General features: G+C 58.6%; 16 protein-coding genes and 1 pseudogene. 5 read left to right on the top strand and 12 right to left on the bottom strand.

Annotated elements, in window-relative coordinates; translation table 11 throughout:
- Window positions 1–94 precede the first annotated feature (94 nt).
- The gene (locus AC3FNH_RS30670; RefSeq protein WP_488722754.1) at window positions 95–376 is read right to left on the bottom strand and encodes a hypothetical protein; all 282 of its coding nucleotides are present in this window, start codon (window positions 374–376) and stop codon (window positions 95–97) included.
- An 85-nt stretch (window positions 377–461) separates the two neighbouring features.
- Window positions 462–758: a hypothetical protein gene (locus AC3FNH_RS30675; protein ID WP_488722755.1), complete on the bottom strand. Its 297-nt coding sequence runs from the start codon at window positions 756–758 to the stop codon at window positions 462–464.
- 423 nt (window positions 759–1,181) lie between these two features.
- On the opposite strand from AC3FNH_RS30675, the gene AC3FNH_RS30680 reads away from it, so the two are divergent.
- Entirely contained in the window at window positions 1,182–2,591 is a 1,410-nt protein-coding gene (locus tag AC3FNH_RS30680) for a GGDEF domain-containing protein (RefSeq protein ID WP_488722756.1), read from the top strand.
- 12 nt (window positions 2,592–2,603) lie between these two features.
- Here the strand turns inward: AC3FNH_RS30680 and AC3FNH_RS30685 are convergent, their stop codons facing one another.
- Both AC3FNH_RS30685 and AC3FNH_RS30690 read right to left on the bottom strand, forming a co-directional pair.
- The gene (locus tag AC3FNH_RS30685) at window positions 2,604–2,759 is read right to left on the bottom strand and encodes an alcohol dehydrogenase catalytic domain-containing protein (protein WP_488722757.1); all 156 of its coding nucleotides are present in this window, start codon (window positions 2,757–2,759) and stop codon (window positions 2,604–2,606) included.
- Window positions 2,760–3,010: 251 nt separating this feature from the next.
- Entirely contained in the window at window positions 3,011–3,250 is a 240-nt protein-coding gene (locus AC3FNH_RS30690; protein ID WP_488722758.1) for a hypothetical protein, read from the bottom strand.
- Window positions 3,251–4,128: 878 nt separating this feature from the next.
- Between AC3FNH_RS30690 and AC3FNH_RS30695 the strand changes: the two genes are divergently transcribed.
- The gene (locus tag AC3FNH_RS30695; RefSeq protein ID WP_488722759.1) at window positions 4,129–5,325 is read left to right on the top strand and encodes an MFS transporter; all 1,197 of its coding nucleotides are present in this window, start codon (window positions 4,129–4,131) and stop codon (window positions 5,323–5,325) included.
- Window positions 5,326–5,342: 17 nt separating this feature from the next.
- On the opposite strand, the gene AC3FNH_RS30700 is transcribed toward AC3FNH_RS30695, so the two are convergent.
- The 8 genes from AC3FNH_RS30700 to AC3FNH_RS30735 form a co-directional block, all read right to left on the bottom strand.
- Window positions 5,343–5,858: an aspartate carbamoyltransferase gene (locus AC3FNH_RS30700; RefSeq protein WP_488722760.1), complete on the bottom strand. Its 516-nt coding sequence runs from the start codon at window positions 5,856–5,858 to the stop codon at window positions 5,343–5,345.
- 56 nt (window positions 5,859–5,914) lie between these two features.
- The gene (locus AC3FNH_RS30705; protein ID WP_488722761.1) at window positions 5,915–6,262 is read right to left on the bottom strand and encodes a carboxymuconolactone decarboxylase family protein; all 348 of its coding nucleotides are present in this window, start codon (window positions 6,260–6,262) and stop codon (window positions 5,915–5,917) included.
- A 53-nt stretch (window positions 6,263–6,315) separates the two neighbouring features.
- A complete protein-coding gene (locus tag AC3FNH_RS30710; RefSeq protein WP_488722762.1) occupies window positions 6,316–6,519 on the bottom strand; it encodes a YgaP family membrane protein in 204 nt (67 codons plus the stop codon).
- A 167-nt stretch (window positions 6,520–6,686) separates the two neighbouring features.
- On the bottom strand, window positions 6,687–7,505 hold the full coding sequence (locus tag AC3FNH_RS30715; RefSeq protein WP_488722763.1) for a c-type cytochrome: 819 nt from the start codon (window positions 7,503–7,505) through the stop codon (window positions 6,687–6,689).
- 57 nt (window positions 7,506–7,562) lie between these two features.
- A complete protein-coding gene (locus tag AC3FNH_RS30720; RefSeq protein ID WP_488722764.1) occupies window positions 7,563–7,703 on the bottom strand; it encodes a hypothetical protein in 141 nt (46 codons plus the stop codon).
- A 20-nt stretch (window positions 7,704–7,723) separates the two neighbouring features.
- Window positions 7,724–8,155 (bottom strand): DUF6691 family protein, encoded by a 432-nt coding sequence (locus AC3FNH_RS30725; protein WP_488722765.1) that lies wholly within the window; start codon window positions 8,153–8,155, stop codon window positions 7,724–7,726.
- 1 nt (window position 8,156) lies between these two features.
- Entirely contained in the window at window positions 8,157–8,591 is a 435-nt protein-coding gene (locus AC3FNH_RS30730; protein ID WP_488722766.1) for a YeeE/YedE family protein, read from the bottom strand.
- Window positions 8,592–8,599: 8 nt separating this feature from the next.
- A complete protein-coding gene (locus tag AC3FNH_RS30735) occupies window positions 8,600–8,923 on the bottom strand; it encodes a metalloregulator ArsR/SmtB family transcription factor (RefSeq protein WP_488722767.1) in 324 nt (107 codons plus the stop codon).
- An 83-nt stretch (window positions 8,924–9,006) separates the two neighbouring features.
- Between AC3FNH_RS30735 and AC3FNH_RS30740 the strand changes: the two genes are divergently transcribed.
- From AC3FNH_RS30740 to AC3FNH_RS30750, 3 genes and pseudogenes are all read left to right on the top strand, one after another.
- Window positions 9,007–9,867, top strand: a complete 861-nt coding sequence (locus tag AC3FNH_RS30740; RefSeq protein ID WP_488722768.1) for an MBL fold metallo-hydrolase — start codon at window positions 9,007–9,009, stop codon at window positions 9,865–9,867.
- 243 nt (window positions 9,868–10,110) lie between these two features.
- Window positions 10,111–11,388, top strand: a complete 1,278-nt coding sequence (locus AC3FNH_RS30745) for an MFS transporter (protein WP_488722769.1) — start codon at window positions 10,111–10,113, stop codon at window positions 11,386–11,388.
- 150 nt (window positions 11,389–11,538) lie between these two features.
- Window positions 11,539–11,726, top strand: a pseudogene (locus AC3FNH_RS30750) (hypothetical protein); the annotation flags it as partial.

Here is an 11,726-nt window from a genome sequence, read left to right on the forward strand (position 1 = left end):
TGGATACTTCCAAGGCGCCGCGAAAACTGACGGCGGCAATCTGGAAGGCTTTGATCAGGAGATGCGCGTGCCGCGACGTGGCTTGGGCGAGTCGCTACTTATGTCGCGTGCTGGTGGCGACGGTTCTGGGAGCTGGATTCACCGCAACTGCATCGACTGTCAGGGAGTCCGGCACCTCGACCTCGCGGATGCCGACGCCTTGGACAGCAACCACGGCGCCTGGAAAAGCGCGGCCATCCGGCTCTTTCGCCAGGATATTCGTGCCTTGGACGTGAAAACTCACGCTCAAGGTCCATAGCCCCCTATGAATGCCGTGGTGGCGAATCAAAATAGTCGCGAACTCGAGCGGGCCATTGATGAACGTGGTGGCGGCCATGGAAGAGCCTCGGAGAAACAATGGCAGTTACCATTCAACCATGGGCCGCCTCAACCGGAAAGACGTCCGCCCAAGGGTCGTCGCTTTACAAGACTGCATAATCCAGCGGGAATAGGTCTTTGATAGGCTTCGGGTACTGGAACAGCGCTTCCAGCTCGCCAAGATCACCCACCCGGAAAGCTTCCACCAGCCTTGGCGCGTCCGACGCGTCCTTACCGTACGCGTAGTAATAGCGCGTGCCGTCCCACGTCAGGGAGGCGGCCTGGTACGGCCCCGTGACGCCAGGGATGATGCTGTAGTGCTCGCAAGCCGCCTGTGCTTGGCGAAGGTACTCCGCCTCGGTCAAGCGCGTCACTGCTGCAGCAAACGGGAATTCTTTCATTCTCGAGTTCATAATCGAGGCAATTGCGAAATATGTGCTCAGTAACCTATCTTAGGTTTTGATGATTATTGCGGTCACCAACGGGGACGGCAATCGGAAGGCCAAAAAAGAAACTCACGCGCACTGTGGATTCGAGGAAGTTTCAATCAGAGCTGCAAACATAGAAGCAGAGAAAGCCCGTGGCTGAACTATCTTAGCGATGATGGACCGTTCCGTCGCCCCCGGGCACGATGGTGCTCTAGCTCATACCTGCGTCGAGCCTGCCTTGTCCAGTCTTGCCAGCGTGCGCACCAGCCCGCCGCTTGAGGAAATGCCGGATAAGAGTTAGGGGATCGCAGAGTTCCTGGAAGTGAGCAAGAAGAGAGGAGACCGGTCATAGAAGAGCAAGCGATCAATGGCTTTGTAACCGCCGGGAGAAAGCATATGAGCGCAAGCACGATAATTGAAGAGCCGGCATCAGCAATCCATTTCGTGACCAAAGCCTATTCAAATTTCTTGATTGTCGGCTTTGCTCTGATCCCGGCTTACCTTATTTCATACCTGTTCTTCTTTCAGGACGCAACTCTGAACTATGAGAGTCACCTGTTCCACGAAGTTGCAATCACCGCAGCAACACTTGAAGGTCTTTTCATTACGTATGTGACGTGGCGTTGTTACCAGTCTTCAGGTGAGCCGCTGCTAAGATGGCTTACATTGGGTTTTCTCGGATTCGTGATGATTTACGTGTTGCACGGCGCGTTCACAAGGCTGGCTCATGACCACATCTGGCTGTTTCTGCTCTATGGGCCGGTTTCCCGCCTAGTCATGTCCATGCTACTGCTGGTCGGGCTGCTCTCGTTTGACCGAAAAGCCGATTCCGTTGAAATACGCAGGAAGCCACGAGGCTGGTTGGGTTGGATCTCCGCATTTATTTTTATCGATCTACTGGTTGCGGTTGTGGCCAACTCCCACATGGCAGGCCATGTCGCTGTGCGCTTGTCAATCGAAGGTGGGGCGCTGTTCTTCTCCACCCTGAACGTCGCGGCCCTGATTATCCGGCGTATTCGCTCACCACTCATGCTGATTTTCGGCATCTCGGTGACTGCTTTCGCCCTGTCTTCGGTCGCATTCATTCTTGGTCGCCCATGGAACCATATGTGGTGGCTGGCCCACGCGATTTTCGCCGGAGGCTTTTTTCTGTTGAGCTATGGGGTTGTCCAAGCGTTTCACACCACGCGTTCGTTCGCGACCATTTATAGCCAGGAAGAACTGATGGCTCGCCTGAAGGCTGCCATGGCCAGTACGGAAGGTGCGCTTCAGGAGCTAAAACGAACCAACCAGAAGCTGGAGCATCTTGCCGCGACCGACCCGCTCACCGGGGTTGCGAACCGCCACTCGTTCTTCGAGCGTATTGAAGCTGAAATTGCACGTGCCAACCGAGAAAGCGAACCGTTTTCTCTCCTCGCGCTCGACCTGGATCATTTCAAGCAGATTAACGACTACTACGGACATCAGATCGGCGACAAAGTCTTGCAGGAGGTCGTGCAGCAATGCTGCGATGCCATCCGGCCGTATGACGGCGTCGCGCGTGTGGGCGGAGAGGAATTCATGGTGCTGCTACCCAAAGCTGCCCTAGCGGTCGCGCATTCGATCGGCGAGCGCATCCGGTCAGCCATAGAATCCGCCGTGTTTGAAAGCGCGGTTGGGCGGAAAGTCGGGGTCACGCTTACGGTCAGCATCGGCGTCTCCCAGTTCGGGCGCGACGGCAAGACCATCGACGCGATTCTGCGTGCGGCTGACGATCGTCTCCATCGCGCGAAGGCTGGAGGCCGCAACCGCGTAGTTGCAATGTAGCGCGGCTTGGGGTCATCGAATGGAAGGGACTTCCCCTTCGTTGGCATCGGTGCCGCATGATTCGACCATGCCGACGATCTCGTCCCCCGGAATGAGCGCGAGCTTGGGATAGCGCAGGCCGCTGTCAGCGATATGCAGGTTGGTGCGGCACACGCCGCAGGCGGCCAAGGCGATGCGGACCTCGCCCGCCCCGGGGGCGAGGCACCGGTGCGTCCTCTTGCCTCAAGGGCAGGCCCGCACCCTCGAACAGCATGGCTCGCATGGTGCGATCCTTGTCGGACAGGCCGGCGCCAGGGTCACCGCAGCCCCAGCACGCGAACATAACGCCCGGACACCGAAACTTTGCCTGGACATTTGCGGGTTGCTGGGACGGTTATGTTGAATGGGGAGGGCGGACGTCTGTCGGCGCGGCCAGCCCCTCAGTCGGCCGTCGACGCGAAGGCGCCGGACACGGGAGCAAAGTCGAAATGGGCGGCGGCATACATGGCATTGCACGCCCAGACTTCGTCCCCGTTCCTGTCGAAGATGACCCATTTGCCGTCGCTGACGCAGCGCGCGCCAGGGAAAACGTCGTCATAGCCGTTCGCACCGTCCAGCGGGAAGGGCGCGTGGGGCGTGGCCCAGTAGTGGCCGCTCGGTAGGGGCGCGATTGTCTGCAAAGAGGGCGGTGGCTTTGTGTGACGCTGGACAAGCAGCGAGCCTACTACCTGGAGGAAAGCTGACAGTGTGACAGCGTTCGATGACTTCAGTTATGCCGGAACGCCCTTACCTGTATGAAGCGGTTAGGGCCCGTTTTCGCGGTGGAAGGTGAAAATGCCAGCCTCGCCCAGAGGAGCATGAGTCGCAACGCCCAATCAGTCCGGCAGATTCCGGCGCAAGCCAGCTGGACATCTCCAAACTCGGTGCTTCTGTGCGCGATGGATGTTGCGTGAATGCGACTTTGGTGGGCCTTTTTCGTGACTCGACCCTTGTAGACTTCGCCGGTCTTCAGCACGCTGCAAGCCTTTGTCACGGTCGCCGGCAAATGACCCATCGGAATTAATCATGGCCTCATGGCTAGCGTGGCCTGGGACCGACCCTCCGAAATTGCCACCGCCGCCACCGCCGTGCGCTGAGGCAGCGGAGCTCAATGCCTGCAAAGGTGCGCTAGGATGTAACTCGGGCATGGCATGCCTTCCCAGGCAAACCTCGGCGAGCGTCACGAGGGGATTGAAGTGCGCACCGGAAATATTGATGAATGTGGCAATGAGCGCAGTCGGTCACGCCCACAACCTGCTGCAAATCCGGACCTCTGTGTTCAATGACCAGCTCTGGTGGCCGTTGAACGATGGTATCCCTCCATCGCCGGAGAAGAAGGCTCACCACCTTGCCACTTACTCAGCCCCCGGATTGGCGAGGTCTCCTACACGCAATTTCTCCCGGAGGACTGATGGAGATCTCAGGTTCTCGAGCCAAGGTTTGTGCAGTGACGAACTGATATTCCGGTACAACGAAAACCGAGGTTGGGACCAGCTCGGCCTCGCCATCGAAAAGACTAATGGCAATGACTGCTCCTGCAGGTACCTTACGCCAGATTCCCACCAGCATCTGGATGCTGGGCTTCGTCAGCTTGCTGATGGATGTGTCGTCTGAGCTCATCCATAGCCTGCTGCCTGTCTTCATGGTCACTACGCTCGGTGCAAGTGCCATGGCGGTCGGGCTAATAGAAGGATTGGGCGAGGCGACGGCCCTGATTGTGAAAGTCTTTTCCGGCGCATTGAGCGACTATCTAGGAAAACGCAAAGGACTGGCAGTCTTTGGCTATGCGCTCGGTGCGTTGTCGAAGCCGTTCTTTGCGTTCGCCCAGGGGGTCGGCATGGTGCTGGGTGCGCGCATTGCTGACCGCGTCGGCAAGGGCATTCGCGGAGCACCGCGTGATGCACTGGTCGCGGATATTGCTCCGCCCCACCTTCGAGGCGCCGCCTTCGGACTTCGACAGGCGCTGGATACAGTGGGCGCCTTCCTCGGCCCCTTGATGGCTATCGGTTTGATGTATCTCTGGGCGAACGACTTTAGGTCCGTCTTCTTGGTGGCCATCATTCCGGGCGTCTTAGCTGTCGTTTTGCTCACGTTCGGCGTGCAAGAGCCTGACACCCACGAAGGTGTAAAGCGCGTGAACCCCATTCAACGCGAGAATCTCGTGCGGCTGAGTCCAGCCTATTGGGGTGTGGTTACCGTGGGTGCGGTGTTCACGCTGGCGCGATTCAGTGAAGCATTCTTGGTGCTGAGGGCTCAGCATCTGGGCCTACCGCTGTTCCTAGCGCCTCTCGTTCTGGTGGCGATGAATCTTGTGTACGCCATCGCAGCTTATCCATTCGGGAAGCTGGCTGACGGATACAGTCATTCCAAACTCCTGGTATGGGGACTTGTGGTGCTGATAGCGGCTGACGTTGTGCTTGCCATAGGTTCGCACTGGTCGGTCGCGCTCTGCGGAGTTGTGCTCTGGGGGTTGCATATGGGAATGACGCAGGGACTCCTGGCGACCATGGTCGCCGATACAGCGCCAGCTGACCTCAGGGGCACGGCGTTCGGTGTCTTCAATCTGGCTAGCGGGCTGGCGCTGCTGATTGCGAGCGCATTGGCGGGCTGGCTGTGGGATAGATTCGGAGCCGCCTTTACGTTCTACGGTGGTGCAATATTCAGCGGTGTGACTATCTGCCTGATTCTCACGGCGAAATTCGTCCGACGACGGTGAAGGTAGTCGGGCTCTCATCAGTCTTGGGAGTGGCCGCCATGATGGTGCGCATGACCCTCCATCGCGTCTGCGCCGTGGTCAGAAACTTGCGCATCGAACCAGGCATGAAGAGCAGACACAAGAGCGGGCTCAGTAGTGCGAAAAGACAATTCGCCGCCCCTGGCGACGTCCATGTATGCAATAGAAACTTGGCCCGGCTTCGCTGCCTTGAGTTGGGCAAGGCCAGGCATCTCATTGCCATGTATGTGCGAAGGGCCTGAGAAATCGCCTGCCTGGAACTGCTTCTGGATGAGCTGTAGATGTTCTCGCACCAATCGAACCTGAGTGGCATCGGACGTATCCTTCGCGACCACTCGCTGGGTTCCACCGTCCCTCGTCGTGGTAAATACGTGGGTTGTGGCCTTTAAACTGAACGGCATCACGTCTGCGCCAAACTTGGCGATTTCCGCTTGGCGTTGGGTGTCAGCAGATTGCGCGGTGAGCGGCGGGCTTGAAAAGACGGCAAGCGCAAGGCAAAGACTGAGCTTGTTCACGATGGGCTCCGGACTCAATAGGCAATGCAGTTGTGTTGGGTAGTCCGATACCTGCGTTAGGACGAAAACTCCTCAAATGCAGCGAGTGCGTGTGCGGCGTACATCATCGACGGCCCGCCTCCCATATACACGGCTGTTCCCAGCACTTCCTCTAATTCAGCTCGGGTGGTTCCGAGTTGGACAAGGGTTTTGACGTGAAAGCCAATGCAGTCATCGCAGCGGCACGCGATTGCAATACCCAGCGCCACCAACTCCCGCGTCTTTTTGCTCAGCGCGCCTTCCTTGGTGCCGGCCGCGGCCAATTGGCTGAAGGCAGCCGTCAAGTCCGGCTGGCTCTCTCGCAGGCCGCGCATTTGCGCCGAGACGTCTTTGACCACAGCCTTGAATTCTGGCAGGCCACTCATGAAAACCTCCTTCATCTTGAGACCTGCGATGGCAGGTCGAACGATATGTGGACTTACTTGGCACCAGACTTCGATGACGCGCAGGTCTTTACACCAAGAATGCTGTAGGCGGGGCAGACGCGCACGATGCCAGTTAGCAGTGGCAGGATGCCAATCCAGCCCCAGATGCCAATGCGACCTGTCGCGGCCAGGCCAATCAAGACCAGTCCAACGACAATCCGGAGGACTCGGTCAATGGTTCCAACATTTGCTTGCATGACTGGCTCCTTGTCCATAACAAGACGGTGTGGATGAAAAGCAGAGTGGGGTTGCTGCTGAGAACATTGAGTTCTGAATGCGAGAGCTCTTAAATAGTCTCGGCCCTTACAGGACGTCAGGTGTTGACGTGGCGCAAGCTCATGCGGAGCGATTACGCTGTCTGAAGCTATCGTGCATCCTTCGGCTTGTCGCCCATTGGCCAATCTTTCACCCTAGCCGCATAATCGGGCCTCGGCTGCTGCGTGAAGTAGGCTGCAACGTCTACGGAATCCTGCGCCGACAGCGTTCCGCCCTGGCCAAGTGGCATGTTGTGCTTCACAAAAGCAGCAGCGGTGTACATGCGCGCCATCCCCGCTCCTACATTGAAGGAATCCTTGCCCCAGACGGGCGGGAAAATATAAGCGCCTTGCCGGTTCTTGGTGCCCAGCCCCTCTGCCCCGTGGCAGGACGCGCATTGCGCTGCATAGACTGCCTTACCGTGCTCACGGTTCGGGACGAGCGCGGTATCAATCTTTTCGAAACCTCTGCCGGTCACGTTGGTGCCAGTCGGGACCCCCGTGGACAGCCACTTCATGTAGGCCATGATGGCATTCATTTCTACCGAGTCGAATGCCAAAGGCTTGCCATTCATCGAGCGCTGGAAGCAGTCGTTGATGCGCTCCTGAAGGGAGATGACCTTGCCGCTCCGGGACCGGTATTCGGGGAAGGCGCCAGGGAGTCCAACCCAGGGCGACGCATAGGCGGTCGTTCCGGCATTAAGGTGACAGCTCGTACAATTCAGTCCATTGCCGACATTGTTCGGAAGCTGCTTGTGGGTGTCCGTCAGCAAGACCTTGCCACGCCTGATGGCATCACCCATTGGCCCCTTGGGAATTGACGCCTCGTCGGGCACTGACATGGGCACGGCTGACGATTGAGATAGCGCTTGCGCACTGGCGGCTGCCAGCATTGCCAGGGTTAAGACCCGCAGCTTGATTGTGTTCACGAGTGTCTCCTCAGGAATGGTTGTATCGCGACTAATGTGTTCGCTTTGGTATTCGCATTAGGCAGCCATGGCGACTCTCGCGACCATGCCGATGGCAATCAGGCCGGCGACCACTGCAAAACCTTGTTGCAGCCTGTGGGCCAGAATGAGGCCGACTACCGAGCCCAGCGCTGCGCTGACGGCAAGTACGTTTTCCATCGATTTACCGCCTGACAGACTTACGCCCGTTGCAGGGTTGATTTGGCCCGCTCTGTAACTTCGAACACGACCATGCCGGCCACCATCGCCACCACAAAGCCAACTGCCTTCGGATAGCCCGCGCCCAAGGCCACCAGCGCGGGGCCGGGGCAGAAGCCTGCCAGACCCCAGCCGATGCCGAACGCCGCGCTGCCGAGAACAAGCCGCAGCGTCACGGTCGTGCTGGCCGGAAGTTGCACAGGCAGCCCAAGGAAAGAGCGCTTGCGGCGTTTGGCAATCAGGAAGGCGAGTGAGCCAACGGCAATCGCACCGGCCATCACGAAGGCCAGCGACGGGTCCCAGGTTCCTGCCAGGTCGAGGAAGCCCTGTACTTTGGCGGGGTTGGCCATCCCAGAGACCATCAGGCCGATGCCGAAGAGCAGGCCCGCGAGCAATGCGGTAATGGCGGTCATGTCAGCCTCCAATTAGGTGCCGCTGCACGAAGACAGTCAGAAATCCCGCCACCATGAACGTCAGGGTGGCGACCAGGGAGCGGACGGAACCGCGCGAGATGCCACACACGCCGTGGCCGCTGGTGCAACCGCTGGCGTAGCGGGTGCCAAGGCCAACCAGAAAACCAGCGACCAGGATTTCTCCCCAGCTCGCCTGGATATCGGCAACAGCGGGCTTGCCGAGCAGGCTCGCAAGTACTGGAGCGCCGACCAGTCCGGCAAGGAAGGCTAGGCGCCAGGCCATGTCCTTTCGGGGCAGGCTAAGTAGGCCGCCAAGAATGCCACTGATTCCGGCAATGCGGCCGTTGAAGAGCACCAGCACGGCTGCTGCCGCGCCGATAACGAGTCCGCCAGCCAGCGACAGACCAGGTGTGAAGTTGCCAAGGTCAATCAACATGTCGCCTCCTATTTGGAGTTGGCGCAGAACTGCTCATAAAGGACTGCCATGACGGCGAGCGCCTCAGGGCTTGCCACGGAATAGAAGATGTTCTTTCCTTCACGTCGCGTTGCGACGAGGCCGTTTTCGCGTAGCACGGCGAGCTGCTGGGACAGCGTCGGCTGCCGAATACCAAGTTGCGCCTCCAGTTCACCGACCGACAGCTCGCCTTGTGAAAGCTGGCACATCAGCAGCAGGCGGTCCGGATTGGCGAGCACCTTGAGCAGCGCACTGGCGTTCGTCGCAGCATCTTGCATCGTGGCGAGGTCGATGGTCGGGTGGGACTGGTCCATAGTCGTCTACACTTTGGTGGTTGATATTATATTGCACAATAAACTATCTGTGAATAGAATGTTTTGCACCCAAGGAGGCGAGCATGCATCCGACCATTCAACCGTTCTTCGACCCGGCCACCTGGACCGTAACGTACGTGGTGTATCAGACAGGGTATCCGGAGTGCACCATCATCGACTCGGTGCTCGACTACGACCCCAAGGCGGGACGGACATCGACAACAAGTGCCGATAGGGTCATTGCGTTCGTTCGCGAGCATGCACTGCGGGTCGAGTGGATTCTCGAAACCCATGCGCACGCCGACCACTTCTCTGCGGCGCCTTATCTCAAGCGCCAACTGGGCGGCCGCATTGCCATGGGCCAGAACATTCGCCGTGTGCAGGGGGTGTTCAAGAAGCTCTTCAATCTCGAACCGGAGTTTCGGCTCGACGGGTCGCAATTCGACCATCTGTTTGAAGACGGTGAGAGGTTCGCCATCGGTGGTCTGACCGGCAGGGCGGTTCATGTGCCCGGCCACACCCCCGCCGACATGGCCTACCAGATAGGAGATGCGGTTTTTGTCGGCGACACGCTGTTCATGCCGGACGTCGGCACTGCCCGTTGCGACATTCCAGGGGGCAATGCGCATGAGTTGTACCGCTCCATCCGCAAGCTCTTGGACTTTCCGGGCGAGACGCGGCTCTTTATGTGCCACGACTATCCGCCCGAGGGGCGGGGTCCGGCCTGGGAGACGACAGTGCGCGACCAACGGAATTGCAATATCCACGTCCACGATGGCGTGAGCGAGGACCAGTTCGTGGCGTTGCGGCACGCACGTGACGCAACGCTGGCAATGCCGACGCTGATATTGCCGTCGGTCCAGGTCAACATCCGAGCCGGCGAATTGCCTCCACCCGAGTCCAACGGGGTGCGCTATTTGAAAATCCCGCCCAACGCCGTGTGATGGGCGATAGTGGCTGCGAATTGACAATTTTGGGTTTCTGTGCAAGTCCCTAGCCGCTCCGATACCGGGCAGAGTCAGAGTGCTGGGTATTGGGTAAATGGCTAAACTCGGTCGCTACGTTGACCAAAAACACTTCTGTGAGACTTCTACAGAACAGGAAATCTACCGACAAGGTTGGCTAACGCCTCGCGCCAGTGGGTCGTTTGAGCTGTGCACCCTGACACAGAGAAGGGTCATGTAAAGATGCACTTCGGTATCAGAGCAAATCTTGGTCAATTCCTGCAGCAACTACTGCAGGTTCTGCTCGTTGGCCTGACCATCGGGATGATGCGCAACGTCGTACCCGCGTTGGCCGAGTCTGAATTCGGCGTGCCACGCGATTCGTTCATGCTATTGGTTGCCTTTGTCGTCGCCTTCGGTTTTGTGAAGGGCGCAATGAACTTCGTCGCGGGCCGTATGGCCGAACATTTTGGGCGAAAGCGAGTACTACTGCTTGGCTGGCTCGTTGCCTTGCCAATACCCGCTTTGGTGTACTTGTCGATCAGTTGGTCGTGGATTGTATTTGCGACCATCCTGCTCGGTATAAACCAGGGCCTGACCTGGTCCATGACTCAGACTGCGAAGCTTGATATTACGCGGGCGGACCAACGCGGCTTGGTCATTGGCCTGAATGAATTGTCCGGCTACGTCGGCGTGGCGCTTGCGGGCGTCGTCACCGGATATCTTGCTTCGATGCTCGGCCCACGGCAAGGCTTGCTCTGGTTCGGCGGCGTGGTCATCGGACTGGCCACGATTCTCGCTTGGTTCTCCGTGGTCGAAACCCTGCCTTGGGCGCGAGAAGAAGTAAAGCAACACGCAAGTCCGGCAGCAGCAGCACTGCGCCCGAAATATCCGGAAGCGATTGGGCCGCGACCCACCACTGCAGAGATGTTTGCGCTAATGACCTGGCGTGACCGACGGATGGCAGCACTTAGCCAGGCAGGGATGGTCGAGAAGTTCGTCGATGCCCTGGTCTGGGTGTTCTGGCCTGTTTATCTGCATCAGCGCGGAGTGAGCCTGCCTGGCATTGGCTGGATTGTGGGCGTCTATGGATTTACTTGGGGTGCGGCACAGTTTTTCACCGGTAAGCTGTCGGATCGCATTGGCCGCCATCTGCTCAACACCTTTGGTATGTGGATTTGCGGCGCAGGCGTTGCGCTAATTTCGCTCGGCTCGGGCTCAACCTGGTGGATCGCCTCTGCCGCCATAACTGGACTCGGTATGGCCATGCTCTACCCAAATCTGAGCGCGGCGGTCGCCGATATTGCCCATCCGAATTGGAGAGCTTCGGCCATTGGCATCTACCGATTTTGGCGTGACCTAGGTTATGGCATTGGTGGACTAGGGCTAGGAATCACCGCTGCGCTGGGCGGCAGCATTCAAAGCGCATTCTGGTTCGTCGCCGGAGCCATGTTCTTGTCGGGGCTCTTACTCTATGTGTGGGGTGAGGAGACGCATCCGCGTTTGAACCCCGCTGGTTGAGGCTCGATGCGAGGCGACCAGGGCTCAGTCGCGGGTTCGGAACGACGGTCTCGATAAGAGGAAGTCATAAGCCCCCCCGGCAAGGCGCAAAATTACCGCAGGGCGATGCCTCTTCATTCAACGAATGCCGACCGATGAGGGAGGCACACCATGATCCACCCTGACACAGGCCCTACTTTCCGAGGCCTGCCACTTACCGCCGAGCAAGACTCGGAGGTTCGCCACTATCGGAACAGAAAAACGAGGCTTGGCAAGCCATGGGATACCCCGGAACTACGGGGGATGCTCGAAGACATGTTGCTGCCGCCGAAGGCCGAGGATGGTGATCGGGAGGATGT

The sequence above is a fragment of the Cupriavidus sp. 22TCCZM01-5 genome (assembly GCF_057798915.1).

What these genes read in the sequence shown, in the direction of transcription:
- AC3FNH_RS30670 (WP_488722754.1), bottom strand. Translation starts at nt 376, where the DNA reads ATGGCCGCCACCACGTTCATCAATGGCCCGCTCGAGTTCGCGACTATT.
- AC3FNH_RS30680 (WP_488722756.1), top strand. Translation starts at nt 1,182, where the DNA reads ATGAGCGCAAGCACGATAATTGAAGAGCCGGCATCAGCAATCCATTTC.
- AC3FNH_RS30695 (WP_488722759.1), top strand. Translation starts at nt 4,129, where the DNA reads ATGGCAATGACTGCTCCTGCAGGTACCTTACGCCAGATTCCCACCAGC.
- AC3FNH_RS30735 (WP_488722767.1), bottom strand. Translation starts at nt 8,923, where the DNA reads ATGGACCAGTCCCACCCGACCATCGACCTCGCCACGATGCAAGATGCT.
- AC3FNH_RS30710 (WP_488722762.1), bottom strand. Translation starts at nt 6,519, where the DNA reads ATGCAAGCAAATGTTGGAACCATTGACCGAGTCCTCCGGATTGTCGTT.
- AC3FNH_RS30720 (WP_488722764.1), bottom strand. Translation starts at nt 7,703, where the DNA reads ATGGAAAACGTACTTGCCGTCAGCGCAGCGCTGGGCTCGGTAGTCGGC.
- AC3FNH_RS30705 (WP_488722761.1), bottom strand. Translation starts at nt 6,262, where the DNA reads ATGAGTGGCCTGCCAGAATTCAAGGCTGTGGTCAAAGACGTCTCGGCG.
- AC3FNH_RS30730 (WP_488722766.1), bottom strand. Translation starts at nt 8,591, where the DNA reads ATGTTGATTGACCTTGGCAACTTCACACCTGGTCTGTCGCTGGCTGGC.
- AC3FNH_RS30725 (WP_488722765.1), bottom strand. Translation starts at nt 8,155, where the DNA reads ATGACCGCCATTACCGCATTGCTCGCGGGCCTGCTCTTCGGCATCGGC.
- AC3FNH_RS30675 (WP_488722755.1), bottom strand. Translation starts at nt 758, where the DNA reads ATGAAAGAATTCCCGTTTGCTGCAGCAGTGACGCGCTTGACCGAGGCG.
- AC3FNH_RS30740 (WP_488722768.1), top strand. Translation starts at nt 9,007, where the DNA reads ATGCATCCGACCATTCAACCGTTCTTCGACCCGGCCACCTGGACCGTA.
- AC3FNH_RS30745 (WP_488722769.1), top strand. Translation starts at nt 10,111, where the DNA reads ATGCACTTCGGTATCAGAGCAAATCTTGGTCAATTCCTGCAGCAACTA.